This window comes from Pantoea jilinensis (assembly GCF_019104105.1).
Taxonomy (GTDB): Bacteria; Pseudomonadota; Gammaproteobacteria; order Enterobacterales; family Enterobacteriaceae; genus Pantoea; species Pantoea eucalypti.
On sequence record NZ_CP077746.1, the window covers coordinates 809660 to 833045 of the forward strand.

The 23386-nt window shown below is 56.3% G+C and carries 18 protein-coding genes; 14 read left to right on the forward strand and 4 right to left on the reverse strand.

Features of this window, described 5'->3' with window-relative positions; all coding sequences use genetic code 11:
- Nucleotides 1-86 precede the first annotated feature (86 nt).
- A complete protein-coding gene (locus tag KTJ90_RS03870) occupies nucleotides 87-860 on the forward strand; it encodes an FCD domain-containing protein (protein WP_003853961.1) in 774 nt (257 codons plus the stop codon).
- Nucleotides 857-1309, forward strand: coding sequence for a GNAT family N-acetyltransferase (locus KTJ90_RS03875; RefSeq protein WP_039660750.1), 453 nt, complete (start codon nucleotides 857-859; stop codon nucleotides 1307-1309). Before KTJ90_RS03870 ends, KTJ90_RS03875 begins: the two co-directional genes overlap by 4 nt.
- A gap of 40 nt (nucleotides 1310-1349) precedes the next feature.
- Here the strand turns inward: KTJ90_RS03875 and KTJ90_RS03880 are convergent, their stop codons facing one another.
- The 4 genes from KTJ90_RS03880 to mutH form a co-directional block, all read right to left on the reverse strand.
- A complete protein-coding gene (locus KTJ90_RS03880; protein WP_003853957.1) occupies nucleotides 1350-2390 on the reverse strand; it encodes an NADP(H)-dependent aldo-keto reductase in 1041 nt (346 codons plus the stop codon).
- 140 nt (nucleotides 2391-2530) lie between these two features.
- Nucleotides 2531-2749: a YgdI/YgdR family lipoprotein gene (locus KTJ90_RS03885; protein WP_003853956.1), complete on the reverse strand. Its 219-nt coding sequence runs from the start codon at nucleotides 2747-2749 to the stop codon at nucleotides 2531-2533.
- Between the two features lie 118 nt (nucleotides 2750-2867).
- On the reverse strand, nucleotides 2868-3578 hold the full coding sequence (locus tag KTJ90_RS03890; protein WP_003853954.1) for a TerC family protein: 711 nt from the start codon (nucleotides 3576-3578) through the stop codon (nucleotides 2868-2870).
- A 99-nt stretch (nucleotides 3579-3677) separates the two neighbouring features.
- Nucleotides 3678-4355 (reverse strand): DNA mismatch repair protein MutH, encoded by a 678-nt coding sequence (gene mutH / locus KTJ90_RS03895; protein ID WP_499025946.1) that lies wholly within the window; start codon nucleotides 4353-4355, stop codon nucleotides 3678-3680.
- A gap of 684 nt (nucleotides 4356-5039) precedes the next feature.
- On the opposite strand from mutH, the gene rppH reads away from it, so the two are divergent.
- From rppH to recD, 12 genes are all read left to right on the forward strand, one after another.
- Nucleotides 5040-5567, forward strand: coding sequence for an RNA pyrophosphohydrolase (gene rppH / locus KTJ90_RS03900; RefSeq protein ID WP_003853952.1), 528 nt, complete (start codon nucleotides 5040-5042; stop codon nucleotides 5565-5567).
- A gap of 12 nt (nucleotides 5568-5579) precedes the next feature.
- Nucleotides 5580-7826 carry a phosphoenolpyruvate--protein phosphotransferase gene (gene ptsP, locus KTJ90_RS03905; protein WP_499025947.1) on the forward strand — a complete coding sequence of 749 codons (2247 nt, stop codon included), beginning with the start codon at nucleotides 5580-5582 and terminating at the stop codon, nucleotides 7824-7826.
- A 142-nt stretch (nucleotides 7827-7968) separates the two neighbouring features.
- Nucleotides 7969-8850, forward strand: a complete 882-nt coding sequence (lgt, locus tag KTJ90_RS03910; protein WP_003853950.1) for a prolipoprotein diacylglyceryl transferase — start codon at nucleotides 7969-7971, stop codon at nucleotides 8848-8850.
- Nucleotides 8847-9641: a thymidylate synthase gene (gene thyA / locus KTJ90_RS03915; RefSeq protein ID WP_499025948.1), complete on the forward strand. Its 795-nt coding sequence runs from the start codon at nucleotides 8847-8849 to the stop codon at nucleotides 9639-9641. Before lgt ends, thyA begins: the two co-directional genes overlap by 4 nt.
- Nucleotides 9642-9832: 191 nt before the next feature.
- Complete coding sequence (locus KTJ90_RS03920; protein ID WP_182630097.1) at nucleotides 9833-10303, forward strand: prepilin-type N-terminal cleavage/methylation domain-containing protein; 471 nt, start codon at nucleotides 9833-9835, stop codon at nucleotides 10301-10303.
- Complete coding sequence (locus tag KTJ90_RS03925) at nucleotides 10294-10827, forward strand: prepilin peptidase-dependent protein (protein WP_008925653.1); 534 nt, start codon at nucleotides 10294-10296, stop codon at nucleotides 10825-10827. The genes KTJ90_RS03920 and KTJ90_RS03925 overlap by 10 nt, the downstream gene beginning before the upstream one ends.
- Nucleotides 10824-11228: a DUF2509 family protein gene (locus tag KTJ90_RS03930; RefSeq protein WP_182630096.1), complete on the forward strand. Its 405-nt coding sequence runs from the start codon at nucleotides 10824-10826 to the stop codon at nucleotides 11226-11228. The genes KTJ90_RS03925 and KTJ90_RS03930 overlap by 4 nt, the downstream gene beginning before the upstream one ends.
- Before the next feature lie 46 nt (nucleotides 11229-11274).
- Nucleotides 11275-11514 (forward strand): prepilin-type N-terminal cleavage/methylation domain-containing protein, encoded by a 240-nt coding sequence (locus KTJ90_RS03935; RefSeq protein WP_314510525.1) that lies wholly within the window; start codon nucleotides 11275-11277, stop codon nucleotides 11512-11514.
- 99 nt (nucleotides 11515-11613) lie between these two features.
- Nucleotides 11614-14991: an exodeoxyribonuclease V subunit gamma gene (recC, locus tag KTJ90_RS03940; protein WP_499025950.1), complete on the forward strand. Its 3378-nt coding sequence runs from the start codon at nucleotides 11614-11616 to the stop codon at nucleotides 14989-14991.
- A gap of 106 nt (nucleotides 14992-15097) precedes the next feature.
- Nucleotides 15098-17989 carry a pitrilysin gene (gene ptrA, locus KTJ90_RS03945; protein WP_008925650.1) on the forward strand — a complete coding sequence of 964 codons (2892 nt, stop codon included), beginning with the start codon at nucleotides 15098-15100 and terminating at the stop codon, nucleotides 17987-17989.
- A complete protein-coding gene (recB, locus tag KTJ90_RS03950; protein ID WP_499025951.1) occupies nucleotides 17986-21525 on the forward strand; it encodes an exodeoxyribonuclease V subunit beta in 3540 nt (1179 codons plus the stop codon). Before ptrA ends, recB begins: the two co-directional genes overlap by 4 nt.
- The gene (gene recD, locus KTJ90_RS03955; protein ID WP_182630094.1) at nucleotides 21522-23363 is read left to right on the forward strand and encodes an exodeoxyribonuclease V subunit alpha; all 1842 of its coding nucleotides are present in this window, start codon (nucleotides 21522-21524) and stop codon (nucleotides 23361-23363) included. Before recB ends, recD begins: the two co-directional genes overlap by 4 nt.
- Nucleotides 23364-23386 lie beyond the last annotated feature (23 nt).

The window sequence follows — 23386 nt, forward strand, 5'->3', positions numbered from 1 at the left end:
GCGAGCCAGCCTCTCCGGTTCGCGGGCATTGTCGCGCAGGGAACGGCGGCAATGCCGTTAGCACGTTGATTGCAAAGGGTAAAAGTGTGGACAAAGCCGAAGCGCCGCAAGAAAAAAAGCAGTACCAGGAAATTGGTCAGCACCTGCGTCAGCAGATCAGTGACGGACACTATCCGGTGGGATCGCGCCTGCCGCCTGAACGTCAGCTGGCTGAAACCTGGGGCGTCAGCCGGACCATCGTGCGCGAGGCATTATTGATGCTTGAGCTGGAAGGTACGGTGGATATCCGTCAGAGCTCCGGCGTCTATGTAATGCGTATTCCTTCCGCCAGTGATGATGAAGAAGAGGCCTTTTTCCGCAGCGACGTAGGCCCGTTTGAAATGCTACAGGCGCGTCAGTTGCTGGAGAGCAATATTGCCGCCTTTGCCGCAAAAATGGCGACTAAAGCGGACATTGAAAATCTGCGACGTACGCTGGAACAGGAGCAACGTGCCATCGCCGCCAACGACAGCAGTCAGGACAACGACAAATTGTTTCATCTGCTGCTGGCGGGTGCGAGTCAGAATCAGATGCTGCTCGATACCGTTACCAGTATCTGGCGGCATCACGACAGCAGCCCGCTCTGGCAGCAGCTGCGCCCGCAGTTTGAAACCCGCGCCTATCGCCTGAAGTGGCTCGGCGATCACCAGACTATCCTGGCTGCTCTGCGTCGGCGCGATGTGATGGGGGCCTGGCAGTCGACCTGGCAGCACCTTGAGAATGTCAAAAATACGCTGCTGGAGCTTTCCGACGCCGATGCGCCTGATTTTGATGGCTACCTGTTTGATTCAGTCCCGATCTTTCAGGGGAAACTGATGTGATTGAGATTGTCTCGCTCAGTGATGCCCCACAGTTTGCCGATCAGATTATTGACTGGCAGTGGCGCGCATTTGGTGAAGCCAGTAGCCACGCGTTCTTTGCCAGTGTGGTGAACAGCAGCCTGAACGGTGCTGACTTCCCCGTAACCTTTGTCGCTCTGGAGGCGGGCAGGGCGGTCGGCACTGTAGGATTCTGGCGCTGCGACCTGATCAGCCGTCAGGATCTTTTCCCGTGGCTGGCGGCGCTCTATGTTGATGAGTCGTCGCGCGGCAAAGGTGTCAGCGAGGCGCTGCAGCAGCATGTGATGACTTATGCACAGGCGCGTGGCTATCCACGGTTGTGGTTATGGTCAACGTTTGGGGGCTACTACGAACGGTCTGGCTGGCTGCCCCAGGGAGAGGCGCTGGAGTATCCGGATAAACCAGTAAAACTCTATTATCGCGACCTGTAAAAGAGGCCAGCCGCCAGGGCGGCAGCTGGCAAAGACGCACTTATGGCGCCGGATAGGTATAGCGACGATGAATCGCCTCAATGCCTTCCAGAATCTCGGCATTTAAGGTCAGATTGAAACTGTCGATATTAATCTGCAGCTGTTCAAGCGTGGTGGCACCCAGCAGTGTGCTGGCCACAAACGGCTGCTGACGCACATAGGCTAAAGCCATCTGCGATGGGTCAATCTGATGCTGTTGCGCTAACGCCACATATTCTGCAACGGCCTGCTGTGACTGCTCGCCGCTGTAGCGGGTAAAGCGGCTGAACAACGTGTTACGTGCGCCCGCAGGCTGCGCGCCATTCAGGTATTTGCCACTTAGCGTACCAAACGCCAGGCTGGAATAGGCCAGCAGCTCCACGCCTTCATGCTGGCTGATTTCGGCCAGACCCACTTCAAAGCTGCGGTTCAGCAGGCTGTAGGGGTTCTGAATGCTGACAATGCGCGGCAGCTCATGCTTCTCTGCCAGTTGCAGATAACGCATCACGCCCCATGCCGTTTCATTCGACACGCCAATATAACGAATCTTACCGGCGCGCACCTGTTCGGCCAGCGCTTCCAGCGTCTCCAGCAGTGTGACCTGTGCGGTAGTTTCGCTGTATTGATAGCCAAGCTTGCCAAAAAAGTTGGTCTGACGCTGAGGCCAGTGCAGCTGGTAAAGATCAAGGTAGTCGGTATTCAGGCGCTTCAGACTGGCATCAAGCGCGGCGCGGATATTTTTACGGTCCAGCGCCATATCAGGGCGAATGGACGCATCATTGCCGCGCGACGGTCCGGCGACTTTACTGGCCAGAATGATTTTGTCGCGGCTGCCGCGCTGTTTGAGCCAGCTGCCAATATATTGTTCGGTCAGACCCTGGGTTTCCGGGCGCGGTGGCACCGGATACATCTCGGCAGTATCAATAAAGTTGATGCCGGAACGGAGTGCTAAATCCAGTTGAGCATGGGCGTCGGCTTCGCTGTTCTGTTCGCCAAACGTCATGGTACCCAATCCCAGCTGACTCACTTCCAGCGTGCTGTGAGGAATACGATGATAGTGCATTGCCAGCTTCCTTTTCTTTATGGAATGGAATGTTGTGTTCTCAGGGACTATAGCGCGAGCAATGGCGGGGAAGGAAGGGGGAAAAGTCGGGGAAATCGCCTGCCAGCGGGGAATTGATGGCAGGCGATTAAACAGGGCACTTAACGTTCAATGATTGTTGAAACCTCATCGCTGTTAATCTGCACCATGTGACCCGTCTGATCCGTGTACTCAACCAGACCGGTCTCTTTATCAATGCTTGGCTTACCTTCGGTCATAATCATACGACCATCTTTAGTCGCCATGACATAATCAGAACTGCATCCACTTAAGAATGCTGCGGTTACCATCACCAGTGCTACTCCTGCCAACCCTTTCATCACGCCTTATCCTCACAAATGGTCACGTGCAAACAGTGTAGTAATAAATGTTTTTGCCGGCAGGGTTAATCGCAGAAATCTGAAAGTAACCGGGCGAGCAGGCTCGCCCTTGACTTTATCAGGCGTGCTTTTTCTTACTGCGCATCAGGTTAAGACACTCAACCGCCATCGAGAAGAACATCGCGAAATAAATGTAACCTTTTGGTACATGGACCGCAAAACTCTCCAGAATCAGGGTAAAACCGACCAGAATCAGGAAGGAGAGGGCCAGCATTTTCACCGACGGATGGCGTTCAACAAACTCACCAATGGCGCGCGCGGCGAACATCATCATCAGCACCGCAATGACGACGGCTGCCATCATAATGAACAGATGATCGGAGAGGCCGATAGCGGTGATAACAGAGTCGAGACTGAAAATAATGTCGAGCATCATAATCTGTACAATCGCGCCGAGGAACGAATGAACGCGGGTGTTATGTTCGCCTTCACTGCCTTCGATCGTTTCATGGATTTCCATGCTCGATTTCCACAGCAGAAACAGTCCACCAAACAGCAGAATCAGATCGCGCGCCGAAAACGCATGATCCATCAGCGTAAACAGCGGATTAGTCAGACGGGCAACCCACGCAATAGAGGCCAGCAGGCCAAGACGCATCAGCATCGCGCCCATCAGACCAATGCGACGTGCGCTGGCTTGCTGGTGTTTTGGCAGTTTAGCGACCACCAGCGACAGGAAAATGATGTTATCAATACCCAGCACCACCTCAAGGATGGTCAGGGTGCCCAGCGCCAGCCAGGCGTTGGGATCAGAAATCCACTCAAACATACCGACATTCAATCCTAAACGAAAAGTAAACGGCGATTATACGCATTCAATTCACCGAACTCCCACAAAATTGCGATTAGCCAGCGCGAGTGGCGCGATTCATAAGAAAAAATGCCGCGCCAGCAGTGGCCCGGTGAAGCTTTTTTTAAGGTAGAAGCCGCGCGGTAAGGTCATAATTGGCTGGCCCTGATCGCCAATACCTTCTGTCAGCGCCTTACTGTTGGCGGCTTTCGGGCGGATTTGCAACCAGGCGCCATGTCGTGCGGTAATCTGCTCAACGCGTCCCAGTACAATCATATCCATCAACTCTTCCCAGTCCTGACGCAGCATCTCATCTTCTTCTGCATCCGGGCTCCATAACAGCGGCGCGCCCACACGACGTTCCCGCAGCGGAATCTCACGCCCGCCTTCAACCGGAATCCACAACACCCGCGCCAGTTTATGGCGCACATGACTGGTGAGCCAGGTGACGCCGCTGTTGCCGGTCAGCGGGGCGACGCAGACAAAGGTGGTTTCCAGCGGTTTTCCCTGCGCATCAATCGGGATGGTTTTCAGTTCGATACCCAGATGGGCAAAGTCCTGTTCCGCTTTGCTGCCCGCGCTGGCACCAAGATGTAACTCCAGCAGCATGCCGACCCAGCCTTTATCACGTTTAAGATCCGCAGGCATGGGCAGCCCGGCGCGAGCGGCCAGCGTTTCCAGTGTTAAGCCGGCTAAATCCTGCGCACGCGCCAGCAGGCTGGCTTCATCGTCAGGTGGTCCTGGCAGGTAACTCATGTTGATAACTCGCAATGATTAAAATTTATACAGTTGCGGGTGAGGAAATCCTTTCACTAAAATTCACCGCATCAGGGATCGATAATAACATGATAGATCGCACTTTTTTTAACGGATAACCCTTGCGCCATCATCAGGCAGGCATTGTTATCCCAGCTTACGCGCAACAATGAACAGGATCTCCATCCCGGTTATCCACAGAAAAATGGGATAACCCCCGTATTGGTGCGGTACTGGTTCCATTTACAGCCTTGACTTTTCTTTGTCTGAGCATAATTTCGCCGCTCTGACCTAATCCTGAGCGATTATCTGTGGATAAAAAAGAGTGTGGTTATCTTTTAATCAATTGTCAGTTTTCGCGAGAATATTGGCAGTTTAGGAAAGTCTCAGGGAGAGCCAGAATGATTTATTTTCATTAAATATCATAATTATGCGTTGTTGATTCTTTTGAGTCATTCTGCGAGCAGTGAAAATGTTATTCAGTTAACTCCCGCGTTCTGCACAAAGCTATCCACAGAAAAAGTGAATAAGATTGATCTTTTTCACGCTGTTTGTTTATAACTTTGCCGTTTTCTGTGAGTTATCCCGCATTTGATGGTCTGATACCCCATGAATCCAGTGGTTTACCGCCTGTAAGGAGTGTGAAACAATCAGCCCATTCAAATTTTGCTTTGAGGTAGTCCGGTGATCGATGATGATGGCTACCGCCCGAATGTTGGTATCGTAATCTGTAACCGGCAGGGACAAGTGTTATGGGCCAGGCGCTTTGGACAGCACTCCTGGCAATTTCCTCAGGGAGGCATCAATCCCGGTGAAACCGCAGAACAGGCGATGTATCGCGAACTGTTCGAAGAAGTCGGATTGCATCGGAAAGATGTTCGAATACTTGCCTCTACCCGCAACTGGTTACGTTACAAGTTGCCAAAACGTTTGGTGCGTTGGGACACAAAGCCGGTATGTATCGGCCAGAAACAAAAGTGGTTTCTTCTGCAGTTAATGTGTAATGACGCGGATATCAATGTGCAGCGCAGCAGCACGCCTGAATTTGATGGCTGGCGCTGGGTCAGCTTCTGGTATCCGGTGCGTCAGGTTGTCTCCTTCAAGCGCGATGTTTATCGTCGGGTGATGAAGGAATTCGCTGGCGTGGTGATGTCTATGCAGGAGAGTGCGGGGCAGCGAAATAATCCTGCCCATCGTCGTAAGAGAGGATAGGCCACGCCCTTTATGCTCACTCAGTTGCGTGAAATTGTAGAAAAAGTGGCGAGTGCGCCGCGTCTCAATGAAGCACTCGACATCCTGGTCAATGAGATCTGTCTGGCGATGGATACGGAAGTCTGTTCCGTTTACCTCGCCGACCAGGACCGTCGCTGCTATTACCTGATGGCGACGCGCGGACTCAAAAAACCGCGTGGCCGCACCGTAACGCTGGCTTTCGACGAGGGTATCGTCGGTTTAGTGGGCCGTCTGGCCGAACCGATTAACCTTGCTGACGCCCAAAGCCATCCCAGCTTCAAATATATCCCCGCAGTGAAAGAGGAGCGCTATCGCTCCTTCCTCGGTGTGCCTGTTATCAGCCGCCGCCAGCTCCTTGGCGTGCTGGTGGTGCAGCAGCGCGAACACCGTCAGTTTGATGAAAGCGAAGAGTCATTTCTGGTCACGCTGGCTACGCAGATGGCGGCTTTGCTGTCGCAATCTCAAATGGGCCAACTGTTTGGCCAGTTCCGACAGACCCGGGTGCGTGCGATTGCGGCAGCGCCTGGCGTGGCGGTAGCACCAGGCTGGGTCGATGAGACGCAGCCACTGCTTGATCAGGTCTCAGCCGCCTCAGCGCTGGATGTTCATCGTGAACGTGAGCGTCTGTCGCTCGCCATGAGCGAAGCAACCAATGAATTTCGCCGTTTCAGCAAACGTTTCAGCGCCAGCGCACAAAAAGAGAGCGCGGCCATTTTCGATCTCTACTCTCACCTGTTAACCGATGCCCGTCTGAAGAAAGATCTGTTCGATGAGATCGAGCGCGGATCGGTCGCGGAATGGGCGGTGAAACAGGTGATCGAGAAGTTTGCTGAACAGTTCGCCAGCCTGACTGACAACTACCTGCGTGAACGTGCAGGCGATCTGCGGGTGCTGGGCCAGCGCCTGCTGTTCCACCTCGATGACACCCTGGTCGGCACCAATGCCTGGCCGGAACGCTTTGTGCTGGTGGCCGATGAGCTGACCGCCACGACCTTAGCTGAGCTGCCGCAGGAGCGGCTGGCGGGCGTAGTGGTGCGTGACGGTGCAGCCAACTCCCATGCGGCGATCCTGACCCGCGCGATGGGGATCCCGACAGTCATGGGCGCTGACATCCAGCCTCATCAGCTCAACAAACGCCTGCTGATCGTCGACGGTTATCGCGGTGAGCTGCTGATCGATCCTGAGCCAGTGCTGGTCCAGGAGTATCAGCGGCTGATCAGCGAAGAGAACGCGCTGAGCAAAATGGCGGAAGGCGTGGTCGATCAGCCGGGTGAGCTGAAAAGTGGCGAGCGCGTGCAGGTGATGCTCAACGCTGGCTTAAGCCCGGAACATGAGCAGACGGTGGGCGACTGGGTGGATGGCATCGGTCTCTACCGCACCGAAATCCCGTTTATGCTGCAGAATGGCTTCCCGTCGGAAGAGGAGCAGGTGGCTCAGTATCAGGGTATGTTGCAGCTGTTTCGCAACAAGCCAGTGACGCTGCGAACGCTGGATGTGGGTGCCGATAAACAGCTGCCTTACATGCCGATCAGTGAAGAGAACCCCTGCCTGGGCTGGCGCGGCATTCGCCTGACGCTGGATCAGCCGGAAATCTTCCTGGTGCAGGTACGCGCAATGCTGCGCGCCAACGCCGCCTCGGGCAACCTCAGTATTCTGCTGCCGATGATCAGTCATATCGACGAAATCGATGATGCAAAAGAGCTGATCGATCGCGCCGGTCGCGAAGTGGAAGAGATGCTGGGCTTCCCGATTCCCAGACCGCGTATCGGGATCATGATCGAAGTGCCGTCGATGCTGTTTATGATCCCGCATCTGGCGTCACGCGTCGATTTTGTCTCGGTCGGCACCAACGACCTGACGCAGTATCTGCTGGCGGTGGACCGCAATAACACCCGTGTTGCAAACCTTTATGACTCGCTGCATCCGGCGATGCTGCGCGCGCTGAATGCGATTGCACAGGAAGCCCGCCTGGCCAATCTGGAATTGTGCCTGTGTGGTGAAATGGCGGGCGATCCGATGTGTGTCGCACTGCTGGTTGGCCTGGGGTATCACCATCTCAGCATGAACGGTAAAAACGTACCGCGCGTTAAATACCTGCTGCGCCATCTGGATCACGAAGAAGCGCAGAAGCTCAGCGAGCAGGGGATGAAGGCCGACACCGCCACGGAAGTGCGCCATCTGGTCTCGGCCTTTATGGAGCGGCGTGGATTAGGCGGGCTGATTCGCGGTGGTCGTTAGTACCACACCGGCTCAGGCTTTGCGCGTTATCCGCCTTTACATTTGCAAGACAATTCAGAAAACCGGCTGTGCTATTATGCGCAGCCTTAATTTATGTGCCTGACAACGCCCCTTTTCAGGGTTGAAAAATAGACGGTGAATGATGAATAACGGCTATATTGCATTTCCGCAGTTCGATCCAGTGATCTTCTCGCTCGGACCGGTTTCGCTTCACTGGTACGGTCTGATGTATCTGGTGGGCTTTGTTTTCGCCATGTGGCTGGCTGTACGTCGTGCCAATCAGCCTGGCAGCGGCTGGAAAAAAGAGGAAGTTGAGAATCTGCTTTATGCAGGTTTCCTGGGTGTATTCCTGGGCGGACGTATCGGCTATGTGCTTTTCTACAACTTACCGCTGTTTCTGGAAAATCCACTCTATCTGTTTAAAGTCTGGGATGGCGGCATGTCGTTCCACGGTGGCCTGATCGGGGTGATTGTGGTGATGCTGGTCTTTGCCCGCCGTACCAAACGACATTTCTTCCAGGTTGCTGATTTCATTGCGCCGCTGATCCCGTTTGGTCTGGGTGCTGGTCGTCTCGGTAACTTCATTAACGGCGAGCTCTGGGGCCGTGTCGATCCGGGCTTCCGTTACGCTATGCTGTTCCCGGGCTCCCGCAGCGAAGATGTCGCGCTGGCCGCCACCAATCCACAATATCAGGCGCTGCTCAACACCTATGGCGTACTGCCGCGTCATCCTTCCCAGCTCTATGAACTGGCGCTGGAAGGCGTGGTGCTGTTCATCATCCTGAACCTGTTTATCCGTAAGCCACGCCCGATGGGTAGCGTCTCTGGCCTGTTCCTGATTGGTTACGGCGCTTTCCGTATTATCGTTGAGTTCTTCCGCCAGCCGGATGCCCAGCTTGGCCTGTTTGAAGGCGGAATCAGTATGGGACAGATCCTCTCTGTGCCAATGATTGTTGCCGGTATTATTATGATGATCTGGGCGTATCGTCGTCGCCCGCAGCCACAATTTCGCGAGGAAAAATGAAACAGTATCTGGATTTAATGCAACATGTGCTGCACGAAGGCACACCAAAAGCTGACCGTACCGGCACCGGTACGCTTTCAATTTTTGGCCACCAGATGCGTTTCAATCTGCAGGATGGTTTTCCGCTGGTCACCACCAAAAAATGCCATATCCGCTCCATTATTCATGAGCTGCTGTGGTTTCTGAAAGGTGACACCAACATCGCTTATCTCAGGGAAAACAAGGTCTCAATCTGGGATGAGTGGGCGGATGAGAACGGCGATCTCGGCCCGGTCTATGGTAAGCAGTGGCGTAGCTGGGGAACAGTCAGCGGTCAGGAAATTGACCAGTTAAGTCAGGTGATGGAGCAGCTAAAGCGCGATCCTGACTCTCGCCGGATTATCGTGTCAGCCTGGAACGTCGGTGAACTCAGTGAGATGGCGCTGGCTCCCTGCCACGCGTTCTTCCAGTTCTACGTGGCGGACGGCAAGCTCTCCTGCCAGCTTTATCAGCGCTCGTGCGATATCTTCCTGGGCCTGCCGTTTAACATTGCCAGCTATGCGCTGCTGGTGCATATGGTGGCGCAGCAGTGCGATCTGCAGGTGGGCGATTTCGTCTGGACCGGCGGTGATACGCACCTCTACAGCAACCATCTGGAACAGGCGCGTCTGCAGCTGACTCGTGAGCCACGTCCGCTGCCAAAACTTGTTATCAAACGCAAACCGGCATCACTGTTTGATTATCAGTTCGACGATTTCGAGATTGAAGGCTACGATCCCCATCCTGCGATCAAAGCCCCTGTCGCTGTCTGATTTGCGATAGATAGAAAATAACGCCCTGGCAACCTCGCCGGGGCTTTTTTTTGCCTGCAAACCGGCAAATCTGCGGCACCGCTCGTTCTTTTTTGCCACTGTCTGCTGATGGGGCATATTCTCTGCAATGCGCTTTCCAGTCTGCTACAACACGCCTTGTTTCACCTTTTCATACCCCGCACTCTGCAGTGATGAAAACAGCATACTTACGTGGTTTTACTCTGCCGGAACTGCTGCTGGTGATGGTCATTGCTGGCATGCTGAGTCTTGCCGCAATCAATGGCTGGCAGCGCTGGCAACAGCGGCAGGCGCTACTTGACAGCGCTCAGCAACTGCAGGGATTTCTGCTACGGCTGCGCGCCCAGGCCAACCGGCAGAATAGCGACCTGGTGCTATGGTCACAGCCTGGCGAGCCCTGGTGTATCGGTGCCGGAAGCCGCCCTGTGACGGGTTGCGGTCACGGGAAACGGCTGCATTTCATCGCGCCGCACCCGGATGTTGTGTTCTATGGCATCCGGGGTGAACCGGGTTTCTATGGCCGCCGCAATGTCGCCAGAGCGGGCAGCATTGAACTGGGAAATCGCGCCGGACGCATACGTCTGATTATCTCAGCCAGAGCCCGTATTCGCCTCTGCATGATCGATGAGGAAACATGCCGTTGAAAATCGCAGGATTCAGCCTGCTGGAGATGCTGATCGCCATGGCAATCAGCGCCGTCATCATGCTCAGCGTTGGCCGTTTTCTGCCATTGCTGCTGGCAGAGAACGCGGGTGTGCTGCAACGGGCACAGCTGCGTCAGGAGTTACAGCAGATGATGGCAACGCTGGAAAAGTCGGTGCGGCGTGCGGGTTATTGTCACGGTGAATGTGCCAGGGAGGTACTGAAAATCAGTGAAAATTGCCTGCTGCTGCGCTGGGATGAAAACAGCAACGGTCAATGGGAAGGGGTGAGCCATGCAGAAAGTGACTATTACGGTTATCGCCTGCGACAACAGCAGCTTGAGATGCAGCGTGGTGTTGATCAGTGTCAGTCAGCAGGCTGGGAGCGGCTCTCCGATCCCGCGTTTATGACGGTGGAGCAGTTCAGCGTGAGCCAGCAGGGCAGGCAGGTCAGGATAGTGTTGCAGGGTCGGGCTGGTCGCTGGCTTGAAACCGTGGAGAGCTGGATTGAGGGAGAGAACCTGTGAAGCAGCGAGGCAGCAGCGCCATGGGCATGGTGTTAATGATTATGGTCATCGGGAGTTTTACGCTGCACGCCAGCCGAAAGATGTCAGAGCAGGGAATGCGACTGCTGGCCGATGAGCAGCAGTTTGTGCAGGATTTCTGGCGGGCGCAGTCGGCGCTGCAATGGGGTTTATCCCTGAGCTGGCCAGCCAGTGAGGCGGCCCGCTGTCAGCAGGATGATCGCCAGGGCTGGCGCAGCTGTTTACAACGAGGAGAAAAGGATGAAGGTCTGCTTAAAGGTGAGGCAAGCGGCAGTGGCATGGCGGTCTGGCATTGGGTCCGGCTACGGGGCAATCAGATTACCGCGTTGCCGCATGGCTGGATCGACTATTGCCCGCTCACGCCTCCGGCAGCCTGTTTGTAAGCGCGATGGATTCAGCCTGCCGGAAGTGTTGTTTGCTCTGCTGTTAATGGCATTAAGCAGCAGCACCCTGTTTCACTATCATCGCGCACTGGCAGTGGGATTCAGCCAGCAATGGTATCAGCGTGAGGCATGGCGGGTTGCTGAGCAACGTCTGGCAGGGCATGAAGTGGCAGGCTGGAAATCCACGCTGCAAGAGCAGAGCAGTCCCTCAGGCTGCACTCTGGAGCGGGCTGACGTAACGGGGCCTTATCAGCGTAGTGCCAGCCTGACACGCCTGCGTTGTTAAACGTCGCGGGTCGCCCTTTTGATGGGTTTCAACGGCGATACGCGGTAAAGTGAGTGCCGCAATACCGCAGTCATGTTCTGAGTTATCACAGGAGTTTTCATGTTTCACGTTTATCACTCAAATCAGCTTGATGTTCTGAAAATTCTGGCGGCTGCGGTGATTAAACATGATCCTCTTGATGATCCTTTCGCCTCAGAAATGGTGCTGGTGCAGAGCCCGGGGATGGCGCAGTGGCTGCAAATGGAGCTGGCGCAAACCTTTGGTATTGCGGCCAATATCGAATTCCCGCTGCCTGCCAGTTTTATCTGGGAGATGTTCGTCCGCGTTCTGCCTGATGTTCCGGTTGAAAGTGCCTTCAGTAAGGCCAGCATGGGCTGGAAGCTGATGCACCGGCTGCCGGTGATGCTGGAGCAGGAAGAGTTCACCTCTTTACGCCACTATCTCCATGACGACGGGGATAAGCGAAAGCTGTTTCAGCTCAGCGCCCGCGTAGCCGATCTGTTCGACCAGTATCTGGTCTATCGCGCCGACTGGCTCAATAGCTGGGAGCGTGGCGAAACCATTGAGGGGCTGGGCGAGGCGCAGCGCTGGCAGGCCGCACTGTGGCGTGATCTGGTGAGTTATACCCAGGCGCTGGGGCAGCCTGAATGGCACCGTGCCAACCTCTATTCACGATTTATCCAGACGCTTGAGCAGGCGAAAAGCACGCCGGAAAATCTGCCCAAACGCGTCTTCATCTGTGGCATCTCTGCGCTGCCGCCGGTTTACCTGCAGGCGTTGCAGGCGCTGGGACGGCACATCGACATCCATCTGCTGTTCACCAATCCCTGCCGCGATTACTGGGGCGACATTCAGGACTATGCGTTTCTGGCAAAACTGCAAAGCCGTCAGCGCCGGCGTCATGGTGCTGATGAATCTCGCGGACTCTTCCGGGATGCAGAGCAGGCACCCGCGCTGTTTAACGACGCGGGTGAACAGCAGCTGACCAATCCGTTGCTCGCCTCATGGGGCAAGCTGGGGCGCGATAACCTGTTTCTGCTCAGTCAGATGGACTCTAACGACGATATCGATGCGTTTGTGGATGTCGAGCCAGACAACCTGCTGCACTGCATGCAGCACGATCTTCTCAATCTGCAGGATAACGCCGTTATCGGCTTGAATGCGGCGGAACTGGCGCACAGCGATCAGAAGCGCTGCCTTGATCCGGCGGATCGCTCAATTGCGGTGCAGGTCTGTCACAGCGCCCAGCGTGAAGTTGAAGTATTGCAGGATCATCTGCTGGCGATGATGGAGGCCGATCCGACGCTGAAAGCGCGTGACATCATCGTCATGGTGGCGGATATCGACGCCTACGCCCCGTTTATTCAGGCTGTGTTCGCCAACGCACCTGCCGATCGCTATCTGCCGTTTGCCATTTCAGATCGCCGTGCCAGTCAGGCGCATCCGGCCATTGTCGCGTTTCTTCATCTGCTGGCACTGCCGGACAGCCGTTTTGTCTCAGAGGATGTACTGGCGCTACTGGATGTTCCGGCGCTGGCCTCCCACTTCGCCATTGATGAAAGCGGCCTGCGCTTACTGCGGCGCTGGGTCAGCGAATCGGGTGTGCGCTGGGGGCTGGATGATGCCAGTGTTGAAGCCCTGTCTCTTCCTGTCACCGGGCAGCACACCTGGCGTTTTGGCCTGCAGCGTATGCTGCTGGGCTATGCGATGGAGAGCCACAATGGAGACTGGGAGGGGATTCTGCCTTATGACGAGTCGGGTGGTCTGGCAGGCGAACTGGCGGGCCATCTCGCAGAGCTGCTCTCCCGGCTTAATCACTGGCGACAGCGGCTGGCTGAACCGCGGCCACTGGCGGCCTGGCTGCCCCTGTGCCGGGAACTGCTGAACGCCTTTTTCAGCCCCGATGCAGAAACCGAGGCCGCCTTGCTGCTGGTGGAAGAGCAGTGGCAGCAATTGATTGAATATGGCATGGATGCACGGTTTGAAGAGGCGATTCCGGTGGCGCTGTTGCGCGATGATCTGCGTAGCCGGCTTGATCAGCAACGCATCAGCCAGCGATTCCTGGCAGGACAGATTAACTTCTGTACCCTGATGCCGATGCGCTCCATCCCTTTTCAACTGGTCTGTTTGCTGGGCATGAATGACGGCGTCTATCCGCGCACCCTGGCGCCATTAGGCTTTGATCTGATGCAGCAACAGTCCCGCAAAGGCGATCGCAGTCGCCGCGATGATGACCGCTACCTCTTCCTGGAAGCGATGATTTCGGCACAGCGGCAGCTCTATATCAGCTACATCGGCCGGGCGATTCAGGATAATACGGAACGCTACCCTTCGGTGCTGGTCACAGAATTACTGGAGTACATCGGACAGAGTTTTTATCTGGACGGTGATGGGCACCTTGAGCTGGATGAGAGTGCTGAACGGGTGCGGATGCATTTGCAGCACCTGCACAGCCGGATGCCCTTTGCTGCGGAGAACTTTAAGCCGGCGGCCAGACTGCAGAGTTTCGCGCGTGAATGGCTGCCTGCCGCGCAGGGGATGGGGCAGCCCCAGCCCGATTTTGTTCAGCCACTTGAGGCGCCGGTAACGGATGCGCTGACACTGGAGGCACTTCTGCGCTTCTGGCGGCATCCGGTGCGTGCCTGGTTTCATCAGCGGCTTGGCGTGAGCTTCTGGCTGGAGGAGGACGAACTGCCCGACAGCGAGCCGTTTTCGCTCGACAACCTGGAACGTTATCAGATCAACGCACAATTGCTGAATGCTCTGGTCGAAGGCGAGGATACGCAGCGGCTCTATACATACCATCGTGCGGCCGGCAATCTGCCTTATGGCGCCTTCGGTGAGCTGTTCTGGCAGGCGCAGCGTGATGAGATGCAGGAAGTGGCGGCAGAAGTCGTGACGCAACGCAGCGACGGCGAGAGCTGGGAAGTGAATCTGCAACTTGAGCAGGTCAGCTTAACCGGCTGGCTGACACAGGTGCAGGGTGATGGATTACTGCGCTGGCGACCTGGCGTGCTCAATATGAACGACGGACTGCTGCTCTGGCTGGAGCACCTGGTTTACTGCGCGCTGGGAGGCACAGGCAGCAGCCGGATGTTTGGCCGGCAGCAAAGCCGCTGGTGTTTCCTTGCCGTATCGCAACAAGAGGCGATCGCTGCCCTGAATGAGTATGTCGCTGGCTATCTTGCCGGTATGCGTCAGCCGCTGATGCTGCTTAACAGGAGCGGCGGCGCATGGCTCACCGCCAGCTACGACAAAAAAAGTCAGCAGTTGCTGACTGATGAGGCGACTCAGCTCAAGGCGCGCAATCGCCTGCTGACGGCCTGGTCTGGCAACTATCAGGTTGAGGGTGAAGGCAGCGATCCCTATCTGCAACGTCTTTGCCGGGTACTGGATGTGCCCCAATTACAACAGATAACTGAGGCGGCACAGCGCTGGTATTTACCGGTGCTGGCTGCACATCAGGATGATGAATAGCCATCAGAAAGCGTTTTGCTAACTGATTCATTACACAGCAATTTTGCTCTGCTTTGAGCCGCCGTGTCCGATATTGGCGGCTTATCGGGAAATGAAAGGGGTTTACATGCGGGTACACGCACGCTGGATAGCGGCGCTAATGTTAAGCCTGGTGGCTTGCACGGCACAGGCGCAGACATCTTCAGGCTGGCAGCCAGTTAACGACACCATTCACAAAAGTGAACAGGATCCTCGTCATTATCAGGCTATCCGGCTGGACAACGGGATGACGGTATTACTGGTTTCCGATCCTGTGGCGCCGAAATCGCTGGCGGCGCTGACGCTGCCGATAGGATCGCTGGACGATCCCGATCAGCAGGCGGGGCTGGCGCACTACCTTGAGCATATGGTGCTGATGGGCTCAAAACATTATCCGCAACCCGACAATCTGGCTGAATTCCTGAAAAAGCATGGCGGCAGCCACAACGCCAGCACGGCCTCTTACCGCACCGCTTTTTATCTGGAAGTGGAAAACGATTCGCTGGAGCCTGCGGTGGATCGCCTGGCGGATGCCGTGGCCGAGCCGCTGCTGGATCCGGTTAATGCCGACCGTGAGCGCCATGCTGTGAATGCGGAGCTGACCATGGCCCGCTCGCGTGATGGCCTGCGTATGGCACAGGTCGGTGCTGAAACCCTGAACCCGGCACATCCGGCATCACGTTTCTCGGGCGGCAATCTTGAAACCCTGAAAGATAAACCCGGCAGCAAACTGCACCAGGCGCTGCTCGATTTTTACCATACTCATTACTCCGCCAACCTGATGAAGGCGGTGATCTACAGCAATAAACCGCTGCCGGAAATGGCGTCAATTGCAGCTAAAACCTTTGGGCGGGTACAAAATCATAATGCCAGCGTGCCAGACATTACGGTGCCGGTGGTGACCGATGCCCAGCAGGGCGTCATTATTCATTACGTTCCTGCACAGCCGCGCAAGCAGCTTAAAATTGAGTTCCGCATTGCCAACAACAGCGATCGCTTCCGCAGTAAAACCGACACGCTGATTAGCTACTTAATCAGTAATCGCAGTAAAAACACGCTCACCGACTGGCTGCAAAAACAGGGACTGGCCGATGGAGTGAATGCAGGCGCGGACCCAATGACCGAGCGTAATAGCGGCGTGTTTGCTATTACCGTCTCACTCACGGATAAAGGCCTGGCACAGCGTGATGACGTGGTGGCGGCGATCTTCAGCTATATCAACCTGCTGCGTCAGCAGGGCGATGATAAGCGTTATTTCGACGAAGTTTCACACGTGCTGGCACTCGACTTCCGCTACCCCTCTATTACCCGCGATATGGATTATATTGAATGGCTGGTTGATACCATGCTGCGCGTACCGGTGGAAGATACGCTGGATGCACCTTATCTGGCGGATCAGTACGATGCCGCGGCGATCAAATCCCGGCTTGAAGAGATGACCCCGCAGCATGCGCGAATCTGGTACATCAGTCCGCAGGAGCCGCACAATAAAACCGCCTATTTTGTGGAAGCGCCTTATCAGGTTGAGAAGATCACGCCACAAACGTTTGCCGACTGGCAGCAGCGCGCCAGTCAGATTTCGCTGGCGATGCCGGTGCTGAACCCCTATATCCCGGATGACTTCACCCTGTTGCCATCAGACGGTAAAACGTATCAGCATCCGGTGAAGCTGGATAACGAAGACGGTATGCGTATTTACTGGATGCCCAGCCGCTATTATGCCAGCGAGCCCAAAGCGGCCATAACCCTCGCGTTACGTAACCGGCATGCGATCAGTGACGCCCGCCAGCAGGTGCTGTTTGGCCTCAATGACTACCTCTCAAGTCTGGCACTGGACACGTTAAACTCACAGGCCTCGGTGGGCGGCATCAGCTTCTCAACCGGTGAGGATGACGGGCTGGTGTTTAGCGCCAGTGGCTTTACTCAGCGCCTGCCCACGCTGCTGAAGAAACTGGTAGAGGGCTATGCCACCTTCCAGCCGACAGAACAGCAGCTGGCGCAGGCTAAATCCTGGTATCTGGAGCGGCTGGACGCGGCGGAGAAAGGCAAGGCGTTTGAACAGGCGATTCAGCCGATGCAGTTGCTCTCACAGTTGCCTTATACCCAGCGCGAAACCCGTCGCAAGCTGGTGAGCACGCTCACACTGAAGGATGTAACGACCTATCGCGACTCGCTGTTCCGCGACGCGACCCCGGAGATGCTGGTGGTGGGTAATCTCAGTGCGGAGAGTGTGAAGCAACTGGGACATGAGCTTAAACAGCAGGTGCAGAGTAATGCGACCCGCGACTGGCACAGCCAGTATGTGGCCATTAAAAAACCGATGAAAGCCAACCTGCAACAGCAGGGCAGCAGCACTGACTCCGCCCTTGCCGCGCTCTATGTTCCACTGGGATACAGCGAATATCAGAGCATGGCGCACAGTTCTATGCTGAGTCAGATTGTGCAGCCCTGGTTCTACAATCAGTTGCGCACCAAAGAGCAGCTCGGTTATGCCGTCTTTGCCTTCCAGATGCCAGTGGGCCGTCAGTGGGGCATCGGTTTCCTGCTGCAGAGTAATAGCAAGCAACCGGGCTGGCTATTGCAGCGCTATCAGGCCTTCTATCCGCAGGCAGAAAAGCGTCTTCGCAGCATGAGTCAGGCAGACTTTGTTCAGTATCAGCAGGCGATGATCAATGATTTGCAGCAGCGTCCTCAGACGCTCTTTGAGGAAGCGGACCGTTATAGCCGCGACTTTGATCGACAGAATGATCTGTTTAACACCCGGCAAAAAATGGCCGAGCAGGTGGCGCGGTTAACCCCGGCCAGCCTGGCTGACTTTTTCCGGCAGGCGGTGATCGAACACAAGGGCATGGTGATGACGTCACAGATTGCCGGCACCGGCAACGGCAAGGTTGAATTTGCCCGCCAGCCTGGCTGGAAAACCTGGAAAGAACTGGCGAAACTGCAGCAGTCGCTGCCGGTTAAGAGTGAGACCCAATGACGCAGTTACCGCCCGTATCGCTGAATCCCTTAACGCTGCCGCTCAGAGGCGAGCGGCTGATTGAGGCATCAGCAGGCACCGGAAAAACCTTTACCATTGGTCTGCTCTATCTGCGCCTGCTGCTGGGGCTGGGCGGCGAAAACGCGTATAGCCGGCCACTCTCGGTAGAAGAAATTTTAGTGGTGACCTTCACCGAGGCCGCGACGGCGGAGTTACGCGGCCGCATCCGCGAAAATATTCATCAGCTGCGGCTGGCCTGTATTCGCGGCGAAAGCCGCAATCCGATGCACCAGTTGCTGCTGGCGCAGATGCCCGATCTGAGTCAGGCCGCTGCGCAGCTGCTGGCGGCCGAACGCCAGATGGATGAAGCCGCCATCTTCACCATTCACGGCTTCTGTCAGCGAATGCTGAATCTCAACGCGTTTGAATCGGGCATGCTATTCGAGCAGGAGTTGATAGAAGATGAACAGGCACTGCTCAAGCAGTCCACTGCCGATTTCTGGCGGCGTCAGTGCTATCCACTCAGTCTGGATGTGGCACGGATTATCGCCGCAGAGTGGAGCGGACCCGACAGCCTGCTGACGACACTGCGCCCCTGGCTACAGGGTGAGTCGCCAGTGCTCAAACGGCCGCCCGCTGCCGATGAGGATCTGGCGTCACGTCACGCCCGCAATCTGGCGCGCATCAACGCCATGAAGCAGCAGTGGCAGGCGCTGAGCGCCGATGTTGAAGGGATGATCAGCGCATCTGGCGTTGATAAGCGTAGCTATAGCAGTAAACACCTGCCCAACTGGGTCGCCCGCGTCACGCAGTGGGCCAGCAGCGAAACGCGTGATTATCAGTTGCCTAAAGAGCTGGCGCGTTTTGGACAGCAGGTGCTTGATGAGAAAACGAAAAAGGGTGAAGCACCGCGCCATTCGCTGTTTGAGGCTGTTGATCAGTTTCTGGCAGAACCGCTGTCGCTGCGGGATGTGATCATTGCGCAGGCGCTGACCGATGTACGAGCCACAGTTCAGCGCGAGAAACGGTTACGTGCGCTGTTAGGTTTCGATGACCTGCTCAGTAAGCTGGATGAAGCGTTGCAGCAGCCGGGCGGCGTGTTGCTGGCTGAAACTATCCGGGCGCGTTTCCCGGTGGCACTGATTGATGAATTTCAGGATACCGATCCACAGCAGTATCGCATCTTCCGTACGCTCTACATTAATCAGCCAGAACAGGCGCTGTTTCTGATCGGTGACCCCAAGCAGGCCATCTATGCGTTTCGCGGTGCGGATATTTTTACCTACTTGCGGGCCAGAAACGAAGTCAGTGCTCACTACACACTTGATACTAACTGGCGTTCTTCACCTGAGATGGTCGAGAGCGTCAATCGCCTCTTTTCTCAGATCGATTCGCCTTTTCTGTTTTCGGCGATCCCCTTTCAGCCGGTAATGCCCGCTGCGCCCAACCAGTCACTGAAGCTGATTTTTGACGAGCAGCAGCAACCGGCGTTACGGTTCTGGCTGCAGCCCGGTGAGGGCGTCGGCAACAGCGATTACCAGCAGTTTATGGCGCAACAGTGTGCGGCAGATATCAGCCGCTGGCTGGTGGCCGGACAGCAGGGACGTGCCTGCCTGGGCAAAGGCGACGCGCTACAGCCAGTGCGGGCTTCTGATATTACCGTGCTGGTGCGCAGTCGCAATGAGGCCGGTTTGATCCGCGACGCGCTGAATGCGTTGTCAATTCCCTCGGTCTATCTCTCCAGCCGGGACAGCGTTTACACCACGCCGGAAGCGCGCGAATTACTCTGGTTACTTCAGGCGATTCAGGCTCCTGAACAGGAACGGCTGCTGCGTAGCGCACTGGCCACCTCTATTTTTGCTATTGATGCCGCGACGCTGGATGCGCTGACGCAGAATGAACGCGAGTGGGATGCGCTGGTGGAGCAGTTTGCCGTCTGGCAGCAGTTGTGGCACCAGCGCGGCGTGTTACCGATGCTGCGTGATGTCATGATCAAGCGGCAGCTGGCGGAAAATATGCTGGCCTCGGAGAACGGGGAACGTCGCCTGACGGACCTGATGCATCTGGGTGAACTGCTGCAGGAAGCCTCAGTACAGCTGGAGAGTCCTCACGCTCTGGTGCGTTTTCTGGCGCAGCAGATTGCCCGACCAAACAGCCAGGCCGCCAGCCAGCAGCTGCGTCTGGAAAGCGACCGCCATCTGGTGCAAATCGTCACCATCCACAAATCGAAAGGGCTGCAGTATCCCCTGGTATGGCTGCCGTTTGCTGCCGGATTCCGCGAGGCGGCCAGCGCGCTTTATCACGATCGTGACAACTTCATGGCGCTGCTTGATGTGCAGGGCGATGCACAGAGTCTGGCGTTAGCCGAAGAGGAGCGTCTGGCGGAAGATTTGCGTCTGCTCTATGTGGCGCTGACCCGCTCGATCTATCACTGCAGCGTCGGCATTGCACCGCTGATTAAAGGCACGCGAAAAAAAGAGGGCGAAAGCGATCTGCACAAAAGCGCGCTCGGGTATCTGGTGCAGCAGGGTGAGGCGGCGGATGCGCAGCAGCTCAGCCAGAAACTGAATGCGCTAACCGGTGAGGGGATTGCGCTGGTTGAAGCCGATCTGATGCCGGGAGAAAGGTGGCAGGACGCTGAGCAGGGCGATGAGGTATTGAGCAGTCGCGACGTGACCCGCGCACTGGCGGATGCCTGGCGGGTCACCAGCTATTCCGGCCTGCAACAGCATCACAGCTCGTCACTTCTTGATGCATTGCCAAACTTCGATATTGATGCGGCGGGCGAGGACGAGAGTGGTGAAGAGGCTGCATTGACACCGCACCATTTTCCGCGCGGTGCGGCGCCGGGCACCTTCCTGCACGGTTTGTTTGAGTCGATCGACTTTACCGAACTGCCGGATCGCGTCTGGCTGGAGGATCAGCTGCAGCATAATGGCTATCCGTCAGACTGGTTACCGGTCCTGGAACAGTGGATTGAGCGGGTATTGCATACGCCGCTTAACGCGGAAGGGCTGACGCTATCGGCAATTAAAAGCAGCGAACGACTGATCGAAATGGAGTTCTATTTGCCGATCAACAATCTGCTGACGGCGGCCGATCTTGACGATCTGCTGCGCCAGCACGACAGCCTCTCTCTGCAGGCCGCCCCGCTGGATTTTCGTCAGGTGCGCGGCATGCTCAAGGGGTTTATCGATCTGGTTTTCCGCTGGCAGGGAAAATATTATCTGCTCGATTACAAATCGAACTGGCTGGGCGATAGCCATGCCGCTTACACACCCGAGGCGATGGCGCAGGCCATGATCGGCCACCGTTATGATCTGCAGTATCAGCTCTATACGCTGGCGCTGCATCGCTATCTGCAACATCGCCTGCCGGACTACCACTATGAGCAACATTTTGGCGGCGTCTTTTATCTGTTTTTACGCGGGATGGACGGCAGCTCGCCGGACAACGGCATTTTTGCCACCCGACCTGGCGAAGCCTTTGTGGAAGCGATCGATGCACTGTTTGGTGAAACCGGAGAGGTGTTATGAGTGACATGCTGAGTCTGCTGCAGCAGGCAGTAGAGAAGCGTCTCCTGCGCCCGCTCGATATTCAGTTTGCACAACTCGTGGTGCCGGAATCACAGCCTGCGCGGCTGCTCGCTGCCGCCTGCGTCAGCGCTGAGGCAGGTGAAGGGCACGTCTGTTTTCCGCTGAGCAATCTCTGTGAGGCGCACCTGTTTGCCGGACGTCAGCCTGCGCTGGCCCAGGCGATCTGGCAGGCTGCTGGCGCGCCGGATGACTGGTTATCACACTTCGCTGACTGGCCGGCGGTGAGTGATGGAAGCCGGGTGACGCCACTGGTTCTAAGCAACCAGCGTTTATATCTGCATCGGCTTTGGCAAAGCGAAGGTCGCGTTGTCGATTTTTTTGCTGCCCAGGAAGTGAAAACCGCGTTTGATATCCGTGCCGCAGGAGATGTCCTTAACAGCCTGTTTGACGACCAGCCAGAGAACTGGCAGAAAATTGCTGCAGCAGTGGCGCTGACCCGCAAAACAGCAGTCATTTCCGGCGGGCCAGGCACAGGCAAAACCACCACCGTAGCGAAACTGCTCGCCGCCCTGATTCGCCTGAATCCGGGCGCGCTGCGCATCCAGCTGGCGGCACCGACGGGCAAAGCTGCCGCGCGGCTGACCGAGTCACTGGGCAGGGCACTGCAGGATCTGGCCGTCAGCGACGAAGAACGGCAGCGTTTTCCTGCCGAAGCCACTACGCTGCATCGCCTGCTGGGCGCTCAGCCGGATACCCAGCGGCTACGCTACCATGCCGGTAATCCGCTGCATCTGGATGTGCTGGTTGTCGATGAAGCGTCGATGGTCGATCTCTCAATGATGGCAAAACTGATCGCCGCGCTGCCTGCCCATGCCCGCGTGGTGTTTCTGGGCGATCGCGATCAGCTGGCCTCTGTTGAAGCCGGTGCGGTGCTGGGCGATATCTGCCGCTGCACGGAAAGCGGCTACAGCCTGGCGCGGGCAGAACAGCTCGCCCTGCTGACCGGCTGCACGTTACAGGGCAGTGATGATGCGCAGGCACCGGCAGTGCGCGACAGCATCTGCCTGCTGCAAAAGAGTTATCGGTTTGACGCCGCATCCGGCATCGGCCAGCTGGCAAAAGCGATTAATCAGGGTGATGCCGACCAGGTCAGAGCGGTGTTTGCAGCGGCCCATAAAGATGTCAGTTACCAGCCGCTGAACAGCGCGGAAGCGTATCAGGGGATGCTGGACGAAGTCGCACAGGGCTACCAGCCCTTCCTGCAGCTCATCAGGCAGCACGCACCACCCGCTGAGATCATAACCGCTTTTGGTCGTTATCAGCTGTTGTGCGCGTTACGTGACGGACCCTTTGGCGTTCAGGGTCTGAACCAGCGTATTGAGCAGCGACTGATGCAACTGCAGCGCATCCGGCGTCCTGGAATGGGTAGCCGCTGGTATGAAGGTCGTCCGGTGATGATTACCCGAAACGACAGCGCACTCGGCCTGTTTAATGGCGATATCGGCATTACGCTGCGGGATGAAGAGGGCAACCTGAAAGTCTTTTTCCCGCTACCCGATGGGTCGATCAAGGCAATTCAGCCGAGCCGGTTGCCTTCACATGAAACCGCCTGGGTGATGACGGTGCACAAATCGCAGGGGTCGGAGTTTGATCACACCGCGCTTGTGATGCCCACGCAGTTGCTGCCGGTTCTGACCCGTGAACTGGTCTATACCGCGATTACCCGTGCGCGTAAACAACTGACTATTTACAGTGAACCTGGCGTGTTTCAGCGTGCCGTGCAGCAGCAAACGCAGCGGCGCAGCGGTCTGGTAGAGCGACTGGCGGAAACGCGCTGAGAAGAGAGGGACAGATCACGATG

Bases quoted from the DNA above. Each gene is read 5' to 3' on its own strand.
- KTJ90_RS03880 (WP_003853957.1), bottom strand. From the start codon at position 2,390: ATGCACTATCATCGTATTCCTCACAGCACGCTGGAAGTGAGTCAGCTG.
- KTJ90_RS03885 (WP_003853956.1), bottom strand. From the start codon at position 2,749: ATGAAAGGGTTGGCAGGAGTAGCACTGGTGATGGTAACCGCAGCATTC.
- KTJ90_RS03890 (WP_003853954.1), bottom strand. From the start codon at position 3,578: ATGTTTGAGTGGATTTCTGATCCCAACGCCTGGCTGGCGCTGGGCACC.
- mutH (WP_499025946.1), bottom strand. From the start codon at position 4,355: ATGAGTTACCTGCCAGGACCACCTGACGATGAAGCCAGCCTGCTGGCG.
- ptsP (WP_499025947.1), top strand. From the start codon at position 5,580: ATGCTCACTCAGTTGCGTGAAATTGTAGAAAAAGTGGCGAGTGCGCCG.
- lgt (WP_003853950.1), top strand. From the start codon at position 7,969: ATGAATAACGGCTATATTGCATTTCCGCAGTTCGATCCAGTGATCTTC.
- thyA (WP_499025948.1), top strand. From the start codon at position 8,847: ATGAAACAGTATCTGGATTTAATGCAACATGTGCTGCACGAAGGCACA.
- KTJ90_RS03920 (WP_182630097.1), top strand. From the start codon at position 9,833: ATGAAAACAGCATACTTACGTGGTTTTACTCTGCCGGAACTGCTGCTG.
- KTJ90_RS03925 (WP_008925653.1), top strand. From the start codon at position 10,294: ATGCCGTTGAAAATCGCAGGATTCAGCCTGCTGGAGATGCTGATCGCC.
- KTJ90_RS03935 (WP_314510525.1), top strand. From the start codon at position 11,275: ATGGCATTAAGCAGCAGCACCCTGTTTCACTATCATCGCGCACTGGCA.
- recC (WP_499025950.1), top strand. From the start codon at position 11,614: ATGTTTCACGTTTATCACTCAAATCAGCTTGATGTTCTGAAAATTCTG.
- ptrA (WP_008925650.1), top strand. From the start codon at position 15,098: ATGCGGGTACACGCACGCTGGATAGCGGCGCTAATGTTAAGCCTGGTG.
- recB (WP_499025951.1), top strand. From the start codon at position 17,986: ATGACGCAGTTACCGCCCGTATCGCTGAATCCCTTAACGCTGCCGCTC.
- recD (WP_182630094.1), top strand. From the start codon at position 21,522: ATGAGTGACATGCTGAGTCTGCTGCAGCAGGCAGTAGAGAAGCGTCTC.